This is a genomic window from Streptococcus oralis subsp. dentisani, from assembly GCF_002096335.1.
Lineage (GTDB): Bacteria > Bacillota > Bacilli > Lactobacillales > Streptococcaceae > Streptococcus > Streptococcus oralis_Z.
This window is the reverse complement of sequence record NZ_NCUW01000022.1, coordinates 1-15,433: the sequence shown is the minus strand read 5'-3', so window position 1 is coordinate 15,433 and position 15,433 is coordinate 1. Positions and strand designations below refer to the sequence as shown.

Here is a 15,433-nt window from a genome sequence, read left to right as displayed (position 1 = left end):
TTATTCCGTATCCACAACAACATAACGATTTGGCTCATCACCCTCAGAATAGCTAGTCACGCCATCCATGCGTGAAATAATGCGATGGATAATCTTGCGTTCGCTATTCGACATTGGATCTGTTTGCTGGCTACGACCTTCCTCCAATGCACGAGTCGCCAATTTTTGAGCGTAGGTTTGCAAGACTTCTGCACGGTGTTCAACATAATCATTGACGTTAATCGTAATGTAGAAAGTTCTTGAATAGCGATTATAAAGATAATTTTGTGCCAAGAGTTGAAGGGCCTTTAAAACTTTTCCATGATAGCCGATAATACGACCTGGTTCGTTGGTATCGATTTGCAGGTTGATAATGCGACGATTATAATCGCTTGAAATGACACCTTCAACATCTATATCATCCAAAATTGTTTGAACATAATCAGTTACTTCTGTCGCTACTTGTTCAATATCATAGCTCTGTTCAACTTTTAAACCTAAATCTTCTAGGGACTGACTTTTTTTCTTCTCTTGCTCATCTACAAGTTCTTTGGCATCTGTTGACGCTTCTGTTCTAGCTTCTTCTATTTGCAACTCATTTAAAATTTCAATATGCCCAGTCTCTTCAAGAATAGTGCTAGCATGTTTCTCATTTTTCAAGATTTCAGCCTTGATTTCATCAGAAACACCCTGACCTTCCTCTTCGATTTTTTTAATCGCCTCAACAACATGGCCGAGATCAACTGTCGCCTCTGTTACTGTCTTAACAGGTTCGTTTTGTTCATTGATTTCTTTCGGAACACCTTTTACGGCTTGTTGATTGGCCTTAATCACAGTCGTCTCACTAATCGCCTCAATATCAACTTGAGCTGGTTTTTTCCCAAATAAGCCTAAAAAACCTTTCTTCTCTTTGGACACAACCTTTATATGAGTCTTCATTCGAGGAAGACCTAATTCTTTCAATCCCTTTTGAATTGCTTCTTCAACTGTTGAACCCGTATATAACACCATAACCAGATTCCTCCTTATTACTTCATTTTCTGAGCCTTTTTCTTGGCTTTTCTTTTTCTATTTTCTAAATCTTTTTTAGCTTGTAATTCCGCCTCGCGCGCTGCAATCATCTTGAAAGGATTATTCAAGAAATAGGTTTGCAAAACTTGATAAGCATTGGATACTGCCCAGTACAGGGCAACTCCACTAGGCGCAGAGATGGCAAAGATAAAGATCAGTACCGGCATCCCGTACATCATTCCTGTCATAGCTCCACTTCTTTCAGGCAAAGCCTTATTCGATAACCAACTGCTCAAGAAGGTAAAGGCTGCCGCCAAAATCGGAAGGATAAAGCTTGTGTCTACTCCCCCTAGGTTTACCCATAAGAAGTGCCCTGTTTTTAAAAATTCCACTCGACTCAAGGCTTGGAACAAAGCCAAGAGGACTGGCATTTGAATCAAAATCGGCCAGAGAGAAGACGAGTGCTTGACCCCCAATTCTTTATAGACCTTCCGCATCTCCTGATCTAGCTTGGTTCTACTTTCCATATCGCGACCCGGATATTGTTCTTGCAGGGCCTTGATACGTGGTTGAGCCTCTTGCATTTTTCTAGAGACAACCATTTGAGTCTGAAAGACTGGTAATAGAATCGTACGAATCAGGATCGTAAAAAGGATAATTCCCACTCCGATACTAATGTCAAAGGACAAAAAACGGATGATTTCAGCAAAAAAATAGACAAATTTGCTCCATATATCTGTAGTATCCGCTGTAACATCGCTTGTCCCACAAGCTGCCATGACAAATAGGGACAAGCCCAGTAGACTAGTCAACTGTAGTTTCTTTTTCACTCCTAATTCCTTCCCGGTAAATCTTTGATAACTTTAATACGTGGAGTAGATTTTTCTCCATCTCTGCATAATCCAAGCTTTCAGCCCCCTTTCGAGCAATCACGACAAAATCAACGTCATCAGCCAAATGCCACCTTACATTTAGCAAAATATGTCGGATTCGCCTCTTAATCTGATTTCGGGTAACCGCATTCCCCAGCTTTTTGCTGACGGACAGTCCTACTCGAAAATGGTTTTGCTGGTTTTCCAATTGGTAGACAACAAATTTTCGATTGGCAAAACTTGTCCCATATTGAAAAATCTCTTTAAAATCTTTCTCTCTTTTTACACGAAAGTTTTTTTTCAAAACTCAACTCCATCTATTAAATTACTACTATTATACCATATTTTTCGAAAAAGCCAATAACAGCAAGGTTTTAGAGATTTTTCCAAGCAAAAAAGCTGGAGAGCAAACTCTCCAACTCTTTTTACATGTACATTATTTCTTATTTTAGTTATTTTTTGAATCGTTCAACATCACGTGCAATCACTAATTCCTCATCTGTAGGGATTACTAAGACACGGATTTTTGCTGCATCAGTTGAGATATCTCCAGTCACGCCAAAGACGTTCTTTTCTGGATCCACATCACATCCAAACCAAGAAATTCCTGAAATAACATCTCCACGTACATCTGAGGCATTCTCACCAACACCTGCTGTGAAAATGATCGCATCTGCACCATTTAGGACTGCCAAATACTGACCGATATGCTTTTGAATACGGTCAATATACATCTCGTAGGCCAAGGTCGCATTATGGTCTCCTGCTTTTACTGCAGCCATAACATCACGCATGTCACTTGATTTTTCAGAAACACCCAAAAGTCCAGACTCACGATTTAGGATTCGACTGATATCCTCTGGCGTGTTGAAATCCTCTGTATATTGCATTAAATAGGGAATGATAGCTGGGTCAATATCCCCTGTACGTGTTCCCATCATAATACCACCAAGCGGAGTGAAGCCCATAGAAGTGTCCACAGACTTGCCACCGCTGACAGCTGTAATAGAAGCGCCATTACCGATATGGCAAGTAATTAATTTCAAATCTTCTAATGGTCGACCTAAAATTTTAGCTGCTTCTCCTGCTACAAACTGATGACTTGTCCCATGTGCTCCATACTTACGAACTTTATTTTCAGTATAGTATTTATTTGGAAGAGGATAGCGATAGGCTTTTTCAGGCATTGTTGTGTGGAATGAAGTATCAAAAACAACAACGCTGGTAATATCTGGAAGTAATTCCTTAAATGCGCGAATTCCTGCTGCGTTGGCTGGGTTGTGAAGAGGAGCCAAAAGTCCCAACTCTTCAACCTTTTCTAAAACATCTCCCTCTACCAAGGTTGACTCTTTGAAATATTCACCACCAGCCACAACACGGTGCCCAACACCAGTTATTTCATCATAACCTTTGATGATGTCAAAACGAATCAGATCATCTAATAAAATTTTAACAGCTTGTGTGTGGTCGTCAATATCAAGAATTTGTTGTTCAGAACGGTCGTCGAATTTTACAGTTGAGATCGAATCCGTCAAGCCAATACGTTCGATCAAGCCTTTGGCCAATACTGTTTCTTCTGGCATTTGGTAAAGTTGCCATTTCAAACTCGAGCTTCCTGCATTGATTGCGATTGTTTTAGTCATAACATGATACCTCTTTTAAGCGTTTTCAACTATTATAACAAAAATTACCTTATATTTCAGTACCTTTGCTCCATTTTTGAAAATTTTCTTTGAATTTCATTAGTGCAGCTGGATCTTGCAAACTTTCTAGCGGATAGACAAAAGGTCGCAGTTCCTGTTCAGTTTTCTTCTGTAAAACGAAAATGCTCTTAGCCTTACTGGCCGTTGAGAAAATATCCTCTGGCAGAGTGATGATGGCAGCAAGACTCACTTCATCTTTGATCCAACCTTTTAACAAATCACTTTGAGGACTGGTCAACAAGTCGCTCGGAGCTAGAAAAATAGCATAGCCGTCTGACTTAAGGTACTTGAGACCTTGCTCCATGAGCAAATGGTGGGCATAGGTATGTTCTTGGCTAGAAGCCACTTGATAGCGTGAAGCGATGGTATCATCCGGATAATAGCCGACAGGTAAGTCGCTAATGACCACATCGCTTTCTTTAAGCATTTGCGGACGAACGGCATCGCCTTGAACAAATCCTGCCTGCAAACCGATTACATCTGCCATACTAGCCGCCAAATCAATCAGCAAATCATCCACTTCGACTCCCAAGTAATCCACTTTTTTAGCAAGAGAAGTCAAGAAGGTCGCGCCCAGAATCCCCATGCCGGACCCCATTTCGAGGATGCTAATTTCCTCTTGATCAAGCAACTCTTCCACAATAAGTACCAAGAGGAGGGCAATGGCATCCGGCGTAAACTGGTGATTGGCTTGCAAAGGCTCCGTTTGTCCTGCCTTCATCAAGAGAAACTGGTAGGTCTTGAGCCACTCTTCCTTGCGAAGTGCTAAGCGCTTAAGGGCTTGATTGTTCTCCTTGACCTGCTCTAGCTCAGTCTCACCATCCAGGTAGATGCTGTTTTGCTCTACCAAGGCATCATAAAAGTTGGTCGCCAAATCACCTTGAATGACTTGGACATTCTCTAGTAAATACGTATAAGCTTGTTCAATTTTTTCAAAATCCATATTCCTATCTTATCAAAATTCCCCCATTTTTTCCATCTGAATAGAAAAAATCACTGCTTTAGTCAGCGAGTGATTTTTGAGCTACTGTTAAAAAGAGCTCTGCATAATTTCCTAGAAAAAGACCTTCAGCACTGTACAGAATCTGACTGCCAATGCTCGAAAAACCAAACTGGGTTAGCTTGGTTTCCAGTTCAGCCAACTCAAAGCCGTGGTGGTTGGTGTCTGTCTTGACAAAATCAGCAATGAGTACCTGTCCATTCTCCCTAAGGTGATGGTTAAACATGGCAAGAGTCGCATCTAGATCTGGCATATGATGAAGAACCCGACTAACAACAATCAGGTCAAATTGTTGCTCCAAGGGATTTGCCAGTAAATCCTGTTTCAAAAACTGGATATTCTTGATGTCTTGTTGCTCTGCTTTCAAACGGGCTTGCTCCAGCATTTTCTCCGAGATGTCCACAAGGGTAACAGACTTGGCCTGCTTGGCTAGGGGTAAGGCTAACAGACCCGTTCCACCACCAAAATCTAGTATTTCCTTGTCTAATAGAAGAGCAATCTGTTTTTCAACTGCCTGACAAACCAAGTTTGCAAGAAAGATATTTTTGGGCGAATCAAAGGTTTCTGCTTTGTGATTAAAATCATGTTTCATGCTTTTAGTTTAACAAAAAGAAGCTGATTTGCCTAGGAATTGCCTTTCTTGTCTGCCTTATTGTCTCTTTCTTTCTGATTGGTTTGTTGACTTGAGTTGGTAGATGATTGTTCCTTAGGGTCCGTTTTCTTTTCCTTGGGTTTCATCGAAGGAAAGAGAAATTCATAGTTGTTCTTATTCATTCGAACACTTGTCGCAAAACCTGTTTTCGTATTTTGATAAGTGACTTTTCCTAGATTAAAGACTCGCTCCCCACTTTCTTGCTCAGCCTTATCTTTGCTTCGTTTGGCCATGGCAAAAGCGATCAACTTTTCTTTGTTTAGGGTAAAGTCTTTATGATGGGCGACTTGCCGATTCAAATAAAACTGCAACAAAAGGCTAAAAATGGCTGCCATGGTCACTGCATATAGGAGAACTCCTGCCTTAACTTTTTGATTTTTCCACACGATAGATGAATTCCCTTTCTAAGCCTTTTTGAAATTGGAAACGAAAGCGAACCAGTTGATTTTCCTCTGTGATTTGTGCTGATTTGAGACCATAAACCATAGGTTGATAACCTCGGCCACTGGCATCAGTTTTCCGAAAATCATCCGATTTGGACTTACCCATAGCGATATCCTTGCCATCTTGCTTCACATAAAGGCGATTGTCTTCCACCTTTTCAAACTGAGAACGATCTAACTCAGTCTCTAGTTGGTCCACAAACAAGAGCCACTCCTTTTGCTCGCTTTGTTGCTGGTACCGAACTTCTGAAATGAGGAGATGACTCATGGCTTGAAAGAGAAGCAAGCCACCGCTAATGACGATGAGGGCAAGCAGAGATTCTAAAAGAGTGAAAGCTCTTACCTTACTGCTCTTTAAGATCCAGCAATTTCTCTGAACCATGGTAGACCTCCAATCCTTTTTCACTAGCAAACACCTGAATCTCCACTCCATTGACCTTTACTTGACTTTGCCCCGTCTGTAAGGCTATCTTAGCCACACGTAAGACTTCCTCTTTTTGCAAAATTTCTGCCTCTAACCGTCGATTTTGTTGGATTTGCCCCAAGAGGAGAGTTGCAATACTGGCAAATACGGCCAGAGCTACTACTGCTTCTAGTAAAATCACTGCCTTAATTTTTTGTTTCCTTAATGCGTTTAATTTTTCCATTTCCTAGATATAATTGATAGCGAATCGCTCCCTTGCTGGTTTGAAATTCAACCTTAGCCAGAGACGAGTTGCCCCCAGCTCGGTCAAAGTGAATCGTCTGTCCTGATGGTGCTTGAATTCCTTTGGGAACTGTTAATTTTTGACTGCCATTGCTGATTGTCTCCCCGTCTAAGTTCAAGCTGGTCTTTTGCTGGCTGGCTAGACTGCGTTTTTGCGTTTCACGGTAGAGTTCTTCAAACTCCATAAAGAAAATCTGCTCCTCTACCGCCGCGAAACTTGACTGGACTGAACCTGATAAAGCCAAAGCAATGATACTCACAAGTCCCAAAACCAAGAGACTTTCAAACATGGTAAAGGCCTTAATCTGCAACAGTCTGACTTGTTTTTTGTTTCGCATGGTAGTCTTTATAAGCTTTGACTTGCTCTGCTGTGATACGACCGTCCGCTTGTAATTTACTAAGACTAGCATCTTCATTCTTGTCCAGACTATAGAGTTCTGCCTGACTTTCCACCACCTTGACAACAGCAGCTTTTCCTTTGTCATCAACGACATCCTTTTGCTTGGTCAAATTGGGCACAAAGAGTAAGAGGAGTACGCTGATGATGAGCAAGACGACTAACATCTCTACCAGAGTGAAAGCTTGAACCTTGGCTTTTTTTAATTTTGTCATGAGTTTTTTCATTTTAAAAATTTACCTCCATATTTTGATACATGGGCATAAGCATTGCCGCATAAAGTAAAACGATAATCAGGGCCACAAAGATAAAAACCAGTGGCTGCACCAGATTCATGGTGCGGTTGACTCGGGTAAAAAAGGCTTCCCAAGTTTTTTCAGCATAGATTTCCAACTCACTCCCCAGCTTGGATTTGACTTCCCCATACTCGATGATGAGACTCAACTCCTTTTTAAAGAAGGGATAGGTCGCTATGGTTTGAGAAAATTCACGGCCATTTTGCAGGGCTTGAGCCAGATCTTGACCGATTTCTTTAAAGAGCTGAGAACCTTGTTCCTGCATGATCTGAAAAATCTGCGTCAGCTCCATTCCCTGTGAAATCATATTGCCCCATTCACGCGCATAATAGGCCGTCAGATAGGTCTGGACAAAGATTCCCAGAAAGGGAACCCGTGCCAACATCGAGAAGACCCGCATCTTGGAACTTCTTTTGTAGAAAGTGAGAGCTAAAAGTAGAGACAGAGAGCAAACCAACACAAGTCCCAGAAAAATTTGTGGCAGATTGCCGATAATTTGGGTGGCGATATTGCTACTGTCCAGTTGGGGCAGTAGGTAGTTGCGTAAGCCTAACATGATTAGCAGGAGAAATCCCAGCAAAATCAGGGGATAAGTCGCCACTTCGATTAACTTTTTCTTGATCTTAGCCAGATTGTCTAGATACTCTTCTATCTTTCCCAAACTCAGGTGAAGATTCCCGTGCACCTCAGCTAGGGATAATTGGGTCACAATGGCACTTGAAAAACCCAAACTGTCCATCATTTCCGAGAAGGATTTTCCCTGAGACAAGCCTTGGTGCATCTGGATCACATAGTCCTTTTCCAGCAAGGCACTTCTCCCCAAGAAAGAAATGATTTCCACCAAATGAAAGCCACTGGAGAAGAGATTGTTAAACAGGGTGATGATTTTCTTTTGCTTAGCTGTAGCTAATTTTTTCCGTTTCAGCCTGAAGACTTGTGATATGTCCATCTTTAAGAAGCTGGTCAATCTGCGCATTCCACCTGGTTGGCTGATGTTCCTGATAGTCTTTGTTTGCAAAGTCAACAATTCCTCCTCCCCCGATTAATCTTTGGTAGCAGACGCCTTGCAGAACAACTGCTAATTCCTCCTCACTCACACCCAACTCCAGAAGGCGTTCATAAACCCCTCGGATACTCTTGGCATGAATGGTTGAAAAGACCGTCGCCCCTGTCAAACTGGCTCTGACCACTGCACGCGCCGTCTCGCTATCCCGAATTTCACCGATAATCAAAAGATCTGGTCGATGACGCAAGGATAGTTTGATTAGATTTTCATAGGTCAGTCCAATCGCCTCATTCAACTGCAATTGGAGCATGTCTTCCTGCTTGATCTCGACAGGGTCTTCGATGGACATAACCTGCTGTCCCTTAAAAAGGGATTTGGCCAATTCGTGCATCAGCGTCGTCTTGCCACTTCCGACTGGACCTGCAAATAGATAGAGTCCTCTTTGCAGGTACTGCTTCCCCAGTTCTCCAATATCCTGAAACCAGAAATGCAGATCCTGCTCCTCATCGTGTAACAAACGAATGACCAAACTCTCATGTCCCCGATAATCTCCCACGGTGGACAAACGCAGTGAAGAAACCTTTTCCTCATACTGATAATCACAAGAACCCAGCTGACTGCGACGCTTTTCTCCTACATTCATCCCAGCCACAAACTTGAAATGACTAATCACAGCAGCTAAAACATTAAACTCATAGGAGTCAACTAAACACCTCTCATCACCAATTCGCATATGAAGTTCATAAGTAGCTTCCTTGGGAATGAAATAGATATCCTGAGCTCCTTTTTTCTTAGCAGTAGCAATAATTTTCTGTGCAATTTCTTGTACCATACCGCCCTCCTTATCTAACTATTCGCAAAAAAATAAAAAAAGCAACTTAAAAAGTTACTTTTTTATCTCCATTTCATGCGGCAAGATCGGTGCTTCTCTTGACCTGTTTGTTTTTCATAGCCTGGACGCAGCTTTTCATCGGGGATGACTTGCCCATCCTGCAAAAGTGCCAAAGAATGGTACTGCTGCAAATACTCATCACACTCATCGCACCAGCGCTGGTCAGCAGGATCCCAAAAGATCGTCATCAAATCACTCCTACTCTTGTAAAGAGGATTCTTCTTTTCCAGCTCAAACCAGCATAACTTATAATATTTTAGAGCATCATAATACTTGTCAAAAGATTGACTCATGATGACATCTTCTTCCCAGCCTTCTATGAACCACCACGGTTCATAGTCTCCATACATTTCTATAACACGATACATTCTTACTACTTCCTTTGTATCGTATATTATAACTAATTTTTCATTTCAAGAAAAGGATTTTGCTTGCCTTTCACTTTAGGAAGACTTCTTTAAATACCTTTTTCAGCCTATCAAAAAAATAGGAGTCCTCTACTGACCCCCATTTTATCATCTTAGGCTTGATAACGTTTCACACCATCTAGGTAGGTTGCGACCAATTCCAAATCTTTATCTAGCACGATAAAGTCCGCATCGTAACCTTCACGGATTTGTCCACAAACATCATCAATGTGAACAGATTTTGCTGGGTTGAGGCTGGCCATCATGACCGCTTCATGCGGATTCGCAATTCCCCATTCGACCACATTCTTCAAACCGTCTTTGAGTTTGAGAATAGAACCTGCCAAATTGCCTGTCGATTTGAGGCGAGCCGTTCCATTGGCAACCACTACTGGGAATTCTCCCAACATGTAGTCGCCGTCTTCCAATCCACCAGCTGTCATACAGTCTGTGATAAGGGCAATATTTTCAGTTCCTTTTTGTTTGAGCAAAATGTCACAGGCCTTTGGATCTACGTGGTGACCATCACAAATCAATTCAGCGTAAGTATGAGGCAACTCATACATAGCTCCCACCATACCGAGTTCACGGTGAGTCAACCCACGCATCCCATTGTAGGCATGTACCCAAACACTTGCTCCAGCATCAACTGCTTTTTTAGCCTCATCAAAGGTCGCATTAGAATGTCCAAGAGCAACGGTCACACCTTCACCCGTAACCGTGCGAACAAAGTCTTCTACACCTTCACGTTCTGGCGCAAGGGCAATTTTATTAAGCAAGCCATTGGCTGCTTTTTGCCAAGCACGAAACTCATCCATGCGAGGATCTTTCATGTAGGCAGGGTTTTGAGCTCCCTTGTATTTCTCTGTGAAATATGGACCTTCAAAATAGATTCCACGAATCTTGGCTCCAGTTGCTTCCTGATAACGAGCACCGATATTTTCTGTTACTGCGAGCAATTGCTCATAAGATGAAGTCAAAGTGGTTGGCAAGAAGCTGGTGACACCCGTGCTAAGCAATCCTTCACTCATAGTATGAAGGGTTCCTTCGATGTTATTGTCCATGACATCCACACCGCCAAATCCATGAATGTGGGTATCCACAAGTCCTGGAGCAATGCTGTAGCCTGTATAGTCAATCACCTCAGCACCTTCAGGAATCTGTTCTACATGTTTGCCAAACTTGCCATCCACAAGTTCCAAGTAACCGCCACGACGAACTCCGTGTGGGTAGAAAAACTGATCCGCTTTAATATAATTAGGCATAATGATAACCTCCTTGATAGATTGATTCTAGAATTTATTATGTCAATTACATTATAAACCTTTCTTTTTCATTTGTAAATGGTATAGACCTATTTTCTGGAGATATTTTAAAAGAGCTGGATTTCTCCAACTCTTTTAACTTATTTTGATTTCACAGGTAGTTCTTGAGCAGCCTTAACAGCAGCTGCAATCGTCTCTGCGTATAATTTAGCACCTTCTTCAATCATGTTGCTATCATTTCCAAAGTGGACTTGGTCAGTTCCAGCCCAGATTTCAGGGTGCTCCTTAGCGACCTTATTCCAGTCAGCAATGCTCACATAAGGATTCTTTTCAGCTAATTCCCGCGCATAAGCCGCATACTGCTCCACTGAGGTATAAGTATCCTTGCTCTTGTCTCCCTCATAAGGTGTCACCAATATCAGATGGTGTCCTTTGGGTAGATTGTTAACGATGCTGTCCAAGTCATTCTTATAACCTTCTGGATTGTTGACTCCCGTTGCAATGACAACTGTTTTTAATAGTGCCTTGTTCTGACTATTATTGAGCATGATGTCATTGGCTTGCTTGGTCGTCCGACTAACCTGGGCATTGATATTTGCTTCAGGAAGCGCCTCTTGTAAGGCTGTATTGGCACGCAAGGCTACCGAATCTCCTATTAGGCTTGTTCCCTCAGAAATTCCTAGACGACTGACTTCAGCTTGTTCAGCAAGAGCCTTTGTTTGTCCTATATTGGTCTGGGCTTGTTTGAAACCATTGACCATCAAGTCTGTCTCAAAAGCTCCAACATGAGGAGCTACAGCTATGATAATCAAGGTAATCAAGGTAAGAATGCCAGCAACACCAGCACTAATTGGTTTGATACGGTGCAGTTTAGTGATTTTTCTAACTAAAGTGTTGGTCTTACCAGCAATCAATGGCTCAATAATATAGAAGGATAAGGTAGCGAAGAAATAGGAAAAGATAACGGTTAAAATAACAGCAGGCAGATTAGTCATCAACTGAGAAAAGATAATATAAAAAGGCCAGTGGAAGAGATAAACCGCGTAGCTGGTATCCGCTAAAAATGTAATTATCCGAGGTTCTTGTATCTCAGGCGTTTTCTCATGCAAGACACGCGCAGCAAAAATCATGGTCACTGCCGCTAAACTTGCTAGCAAGAAGCCAAATAAATAAGCAAACAGGTAAGTGAACTTGACAAAGAAAGTCAAAAGCACTAACACCAAAAGCCCAGCAGCAAATACCAGTAAATTCTGACGAAGATTCCACGTCCGGTCAAACTGCTTGATTAAATCGCTCGTCTGACGAACCCCCACAACTGTCGCTAAAATGCTTCCTAAAAAGAAGGGATAGACATGGGTTAAACTTGAAAAGTAGACAGATGAATAAGAACTAGCCATTAGACTACCAATAAACATGGAGAAAAAGCTAATGATGAAAGCCCCAGCAGAAAGAAGAAAGACCATCCCTCTCAATTGACTACTAGATTTTGAACGTTTCGATAAGAACCAAACCGCTAAACCCCAAAGAATATAGTAGTGAACCTCAACAGCCAGACTCCAGTTGTGAACAAAGAGATGCGGAATGAACTGGGATTCATAACTTCCCCCTGTTAACATTTCGTAGAAGTTGGTCATAAAACCAAGAACCCCAGCAATCTGGCCGCCAATTCCAGCAACATAGTCTTGACGAACCAAGAAAGTAAAAGGCATGGTCACCAGAACCATCAGCACCACAGGTGGCACGATCCGATAAAACCGTCTCTTAAAAAAGCCCAGCAAATCAATCTGGCGTGCCTTCCCAAATTCTTCTAAAAGGAGGGAGGTGATCAAAAATCCTGAAAAAGTGAAAAAGACATCTACCCCAAAGAAGCCTCCAGGAAAGATGGTCTGAAAGAAGTGGTACAAGAGCACCAGTAGTAAACCTGTAATCCTAATCAAGGAAAACCATTTAATACGCATACGAGTTTATTCTCCCTTTCGTTATACACTTTATTCTATCAAAAAAAGAAGAAAAATCCTACGAGAAAACGTAGGATTTTAGCATTCTATTTTTACACTTTAGAAATTGCGTCCTGACTTGTTGTAGCCATATTTTTCTACAAAATACTCACGGAATTCCAAGAGATTGTCATCCATGATGGCTTGACGAACCTGCTTCATCAGGTTGAGCAAGAAGTAAAGATTGTGGTAGCTAGTCAAACGGATACCGAAGGTTTCATCAGCCTTGAGTAGGTGACGAAGATAAGCGCGTGTATAGTTCTTACATGTGTAGCAATCGCACTCAGGATCCAGTGGCGTAAAGTCCTCAGCAAACTGGGCATTCTTGACAACCAAACGCCCTTGGCTGGTCATACAGGTGCCATTACGAGCGATACGAGTCGGCAAGACACAGTCAAACATATCCACCCCACGAATGACCCCATCAATCAAGCTATCGGGCGCTCCCACACCCATCAGATAGCGAGGTTTATTTTCTGGCAACAACTGAGTTGTGAAGTCCAAGACCGCATTCATCTCCTCGTGCGTTTCTCCAACGGCCAGTCCACCGATAGAGTAGCCTGGAAAATCCATGCTGACAAGGTCATGAGCTGACTGACGACGAAGGTCTTCAAATCCTGCCCCCTGCACAATCCCAAACAAGCCTTGGTCATGTGGACGACGGTGAGCCTTCAAACCACGCTCAGCCCAACGGCTAGTACGTTCAATTGATTTCTTAACGTAGTCGTAAGGTTGGTAAAACTGAGGACATTCGTCAAAAGACATCATGATGTCTGAGCCTAGATTGTTCTGAATAGAAATGGCTTTTTCTGGCGATAAAAACATCTTAGAACCATTGAGATGGTTTTTAAAGGTTACTCCTTCTTCTGTGATATTTCTGCTATCTGCTAGGGAATAAACCTGAAAACCACCACTATCCGTCAAGATGGGCTGATCCCAGTTCATGAACTTGTGGAGACCACCTGCGCGTGCGATGAGTTCGTCTCCTGGACGGAGCCACAGATGATAGGTGTTTGACAGGATAATCCCCGATCCCATCTCCTTCAACTCCTCTGGCGACTGAGTTTTGACCGTAGCTTGGGTCCCAACTGGCATAAACATAGGTGTCGGGAAGGTGCCGTGCGGGGTAATGATTTCCCCCAGACGAGCTCCTGTGTGTTTTTCTTTCTTAATCAAACGGTATTTGATTGGTGAATCTGACATTTTTTACCTCCGAAGCTGGGAAAAACAGTCCCAGTTCATACTTTGTGCCCGAAAGCATACTGTATGATTTTATCAAAAAAAGTTGGAACTGTCACGAACTATGGTATAATGAGAGAATGAAATACCCAAAAATTGATTTAAAAACTATTCGTCTAGATGCTAAACAATTTCAGACAGACAACCCAAGACTCATTCTCATATTCGCTCTACCTAGTATGTTACTAATTTTCTCAAGCTTTCTGAATCCCTTGGCTCGTCTAAGTAACGATATTCTAAACCAATCATTTATCAGTATGCTGGGGCAAGTGCTTCAAGCCTATCTCTTCCCACTACTAGTATCTTTTATTGTTACAATCCTTCTATCAGGATCTGCCTTTACAACACTTAAACTTATCAAAAATCCCGAAACGGAACTCTCTCTAAAATCATGTCTGACTCTCTTTGATGAAAAATATTTTTCTCAAACTTTTCTAACCTTGCTTCTCAAGCGTCTCTATCTCTTTTTATGGAGTATTCCTAGTTTGATTGGTGTCTACTTTCTCTTTTATAGTAACCTCCTAGCACGGAACTTTGTTACCCTACATCCTGAATTTCCTAATCTTGACCTCTCATCACTTGAAACCGATCAGTTCCTTATGACCTTTGGACTCTACTTTTTAGCGAGCCTCATCTTGATGATTGTGGGCAATATCCTATACATCCCGCAACATTACGCCTACTCGCAGGTAGAATTTCTCCTCTGCGACACTCTGGATTTAGGACAAGCTAAACCAAGGCAAATCCTAAAAACCAGCCGTTTCCTGATGAAAGGATATAAGTTTCAGCGCTTTCTCCTCGACTTCCAGCTACTCCCTTGGTACTTCCTCAATTGGATTACCTTTGGGATTGCTAGTTTCACAATCCTTCCCTATATCCAAAACAATCAAATCTTCTTTTACAGAGCCCTACTAGCCCGCAAACGTCGAAATGGATAAAAAAACTAAAAAGGTAGCATCTTTGTACTGAACTTAATCGTCACAAGCGTAAATTTTTTCTTTCCCCAATTGTCAAGTCAAGTGCAACAAAGTTGTTCCTCTGATTAAGCGAATATCTTTCAAGCTGTTTGAGTTAGCTCAAACAGCTTTTTTGCGGACTGATAGTCATGGATTCGTCTGGGTCTTTCATTGATAGCCTTTGTATAGTCCTCTAAAAGTGTCGGATTTAGTTCTTTTAGTGAGATTCCCTTTGGAATGAACTCTCTTAATAATCCATTGAAATTCTCATTTGTACCTCGTTCATAAGATGAATAGGCATGTGCAAAATAAACATCTAATCCCTCTATCTTACTCAATGATGAAAATTCATTTCCATTATCTGCAGTTATGGACTTAATGGGATAAGGTTTCATACACTCTAAGACTGCTTGATTGACACACTCTGCTTTCTTTTCGACGAGTTTCTTTGTGACAGCATAGCGTGTTTGTCGTTCTACTAAGGTCAGAATAGAAGGTTCTCCTACTGTCTTTCCCCCCCAGAACAGAATCGATTTCCCAATCTCCAAAACGGGAGCGATTATTGATCTCTTCTGGCCTTTCTTCAATTGCCTTTCCTAGATGTTTCTTGGT

At 41.8% G+C, this 15,433-nt stretch carries 18 protein-coding genes and 1 pseudogene; 1 reads left to right on the top strand and 18 read right to left on the bottom strand.

Annotation, left to right across the window (positions count from 1 at the left end):
• The 17 genes from jag to tgt form a co-directional block, all read right to left on the bottom strand.
• Positions 1–990: an RNA-binding cell elongation regulator Jag/EloR gene (jag, locus tag B7709_RS00500; protein ID WP_084970819.1), complete on the bottom strand. Its 990-nt coding sequence runs from the start codon at positions 988–990 to the stop codon at positions 1–3.
• Between the two features lie 17 nt (positions 991–1,007).
• Positions 1,008–1,820, bottom strand: a complete 813-nt coding sequence (locus B7709_RS00495; protein WP_162279133.1) for a YidC/Oxa1 family membrane protein insertase — start codon at positions 1,818–1,820, stop codon at positions 1,008–1,010.
• Positions 1,795–2,166: a ribonuclease P protein component gene (gene rnpA, locus B7709_RS00490; RefSeq protein ID WP_084970817.1), complete on the bottom strand. Its 372-nt coding sequence runs from the start codon at positions 2,164–2,166 to the stop codon at positions 1,795–1,797. The genes B7709_RS00495 and rnpA overlap by 26 nt, the downstream gene beginning before the upstream one ends.
• 148 nt (positions 2,167–2,314) lie before the next feature.
• Positions 2,315–3,505 carry an acetate kinase gene (locus B7709_RS00485; protein ID WP_084970815.1) on the bottom strand — a complete coding sequence of 397 codons (1,191 nt, stop codon included), beginning with the start codon at positions 3,503–3,505 and terminating at the stop codon, positions 2,315–2,317.
• A 49-nt stretch (positions 3,506–3,554) separates the two neighbouring features.
• Positions 3,555–4,508: a class I SAM-dependent methyltransferase gene (locus B7709_RS00480; protein WP_084970813.1), complete on the bottom strand. Its 954-nt coding sequence runs from the start codon at positions 4,506–4,508 to the stop codon at positions 3,555–3,557.
• Positions 4,509–4,566: 58 nt separating this feature from the next.
• On the bottom strand, positions 4,567–5,157 hold the full coding sequence (locus B7709_RS00475; RefSeq protein ID WP_084970811.1) for a class I SAM-dependent methyltransferase: 591 nt from the start codon (positions 5,155–5,157) through the stop codon (positions 4,567–4,569).
• 32 nt (positions 5,158–5,189) lie between these two features.
• Complete coding sequence (gene comGG / locus B7709_RS00470) at positions 5,190–5,603, bottom strand: competence type IV pilus minor pilin ComGG (protein WP_084970808.1); 414 nt, start codon at positions 5,601–5,603, stop codon at positions 5,190–5,192.
• Positions 5,581–6,042, bottom strand: coding sequence for a competence type IV pilus minor pilin ComGF (gene comGF, locus B7709_RS00465; RefSeq protein ID WP_084970806.1), 462 nt, complete (start codon positions 6,040–6,042; stop codon positions 5,581–5,583). Before comGF ends, comGG begins: the two co-directional genes overlap by 23 nt.
• Complete coding sequence (gene comGE, locus B7709_RS00460; RefSeq protein ID WP_162279132.1) at positions 6,005–6,307, bottom strand: competence type IV pilus minor pilin ComGE; 303 nt, start codon at positions 6,305–6,307, stop codon at positions 6,005–6,007. The genes comGF and comGE overlap by 38 nt, the downstream gene beginning before the upstream one ends.
• Positions 6,270–6,704 (bottom strand): competence type IV pilus minor pilin ComGD, encoded by a 435-nt coding sequence (gene comGD, locus B7709_RS00455; protein ID WP_162279131.1) that lies wholly within the window; start codon positions 6,702–6,704, stop codon positions 6,270–6,272. Before comGD ends, comGE begins: the two co-directional genes overlap by 38 nt.
• On the bottom strand, positions 6,667–6,990 hold the full coding sequence (gene comGC / locus B7709_RS00450; RefSeq protein WP_084970800.1) for a competence type IV pilus major pilin ComGC: 324 nt from the start codon (positions 6,988–6,990) through the stop codon (positions 6,667–6,669). The genes comGD and comGC overlap by 38 nt, the downstream gene beginning before the upstream one ends.
• Position 6,991: 1 nt before the next feature.
• Positions 6,992–8,008 carry a competence type IV pilus assembly protein ComGB gene (gene comGB, locus B7709_RS00445; protein ID WP_084970798.1) on the bottom strand — a complete coding sequence of 339 codons (1,017 nt, stop codon included), beginning with the start codon at positions 8,006–8,008 and terminating at the stop codon, positions 6,992–6,994.
• Positions 7,956–8,897, bottom strand: a complete 942-nt coding sequence (gene comGA / locus B7709_RS00440) for a competence type IV pilus ATPase ComGA (protein WP_084970796.1) — start codon at positions 8,895–8,897, stop codon at positions 7,956–7,958. Before comGA ends, comGB begins: the two co-directional genes overlap by 53 nt.
• A gap of 62 nt (positions 8,898–8,959) precedes the next feature.
• Positions 8,960–9,325: a DUF1033 family protein gene (locus tag B7709_RS00435; RefSeq protein ID WP_061454591.1), complete on the bottom strand. Its 366-nt coding sequence runs from the start codon at positions 9,323–9,325 to the stop codon at positions 8,960–8,962.
• Between the two features lie 152 nt (positions 9,326–9,477).
• Positions 9,478–10,629 carry an N-acetylglucosamine-6-phosphate deacetylase gene (nagA, locus tag B7709_RS00430; RefSeq protein WP_084970794.1) on the bottom strand — a complete coding sequence of 384 codons (1,152 nt, stop codon included), beginning with the start codon at positions 10,627–10,629 and terminating at the stop codon, positions 9,478–9,480.
• Between the two features lie 140 nt (positions 10,630–10,769).
• On the bottom strand, positions 10,770–12,587 hold the full coding sequence (locus B7709_RS00425; RefSeq protein ID WP_061454592.1) for an acyltransferase family protein: 1,818 nt from the start codon (positions 12,585–12,587) through the stop codon (positions 10,770–10,772).
• Between the two features lie 99 nt (positions 12,588–12,686).
• The gene (gene tgt / locus B7709_RS00420) at positions 12,687–13,829 is read right to left on the bottom strand and encodes a tRNA guanosine(34) transglycosylase Tgt (RefSeq protein WP_001285237.1); all 1,143 of its coding nucleotides are present in this window, start codon (positions 13,827–13,829) and stop codon (positions 12,687–12,689) included.
• A gap of 116 nt (positions 13,830–13,945) precedes the next feature.
• On the opposite strand from tgt, the gene B7709_RS00415 reads away from it, so the two are divergent.
• A complete protein-coding gene (locus tag B7709_RS00415) occupies positions 13,946–14,803 on the top strand; it encodes a DUF975 family protein (protein ID WP_061454593.1) in 858 nt (285 codons plus the stop codon).
• Between the two features lie 119 nt (positions 14,804–14,922).
• On the opposite strand, the pseudogene B7709_RS00410 reads toward B7709_RS00415, so the two are convergent.
• Positions 14,923–15,433 (bottom strand): annotated as a pseudogene (locus B7709_RS00410) (IS30 family transposase); the annotation flags it as partial.

Excerpts from the sequence above, each read along its gene's own strand:
- B7709_RS00425 (WP_061454592.1), bottom strand. The coding sequence starts at position 12,587 with ATGCGTATTAAATGGTTTTCCTTGATTAGGATTACAGGTTTACTACTG.
- B7709_RS00475 (WP_084970811.1), bottom strand. The coding sequence starts at position 5,157 with ATGAAACATGATTTTAATCACAAAGCAGAAACCTTTGATTCGCCCAAA.
- comGC (WP_084970800.1), bottom strand. The coding sequence starts at position 6,990 with ATGAAAAAACTCATGACAAAATTAAAAAAAGCCAAGGTTCAAGCTTTC.
- B7709_RS00485 (WP_084970815.1), bottom strand. The coding sequence starts at position 3,505 with ATGACTAAAACAATCGCAATCAATGCAGGAAGCTCGAGTTTGAAATGG.
- comGA (WP_084970796.1), bottom strand. The coding sequence starts at position 8,897 with ATGGTACAAGAAATTGCACAGAAAATTATTGCTACTGCTAAGAAAAAA.
- comGF (WP_084970806.1), bottom strand. The coding sequence starts at position 6,042 with ATGGTTCAGAGAAATTGCTGGATCTTAAAGAGCAGTAAGGTAAGAGCT.
- comGE (WP_162279132.1), bottom strand. The coding sequence starts at position 6,307 with ATGGAAAAATTAAACGCATTAAGGAAACAAAAAATTAAGGCAGTGATT.
- tgt (WP_001285237.1), bottom strand. The coding sequence starts at position 13,829 with ATGTCAGATTCACCAATCAAATACCGTTTGATTAAGAAAGAAAAACAC.
- B7709_RS00415 (WP_061454593.1), top strand. The coding sequence starts at position 13,946 with ATGAAATACCCAAAAATTGATTTAAAAACTATTCGTCTAGATGCTAAA.
- nagA (WP_084970794.1), bottom strand. The coding sequence starts at position 10,629 with ATGCCTAATTATATTAAAGCGGATCAGTTTTTCTACCCACACGGAGTT.
- B7709_RS00435 (WP_061454591.1), bottom strand. The coding sequence starts at position 9,325 with ATGTATCGTGTTATAGAAATGTATGGAGACTATGAACCGTGGTGGTTC.
- comGD (WP_162279131.1), bottom strand. The coding sequence starts at position 6,704 with ATGCGAAACAAAAAACAAGTCAGACTGTTGCAGATTAAGGCCTTTACC.
- comGB (WP_084970798.1), bottom strand. The coding sequence starts at position 8,008 with ATGGACATATCACAAGTCTTCAGGCTGAAACGGAAAAAATTAGCTACA.
- B7709_RS00480 (WP_084970813.1), bottom strand. The coding sequence starts at position 4,508 with ATGGATTTTGAAAAAATTGAACAAGCTTATACGTATTTACTAGAGAAT.
- jag (WP_084970819.1), bottom strand. The coding sequence starts at position 990 with ATGGTGTTATATACGGGTTCAACAGTTGAAGAAGCAATTCAAAAGGGA.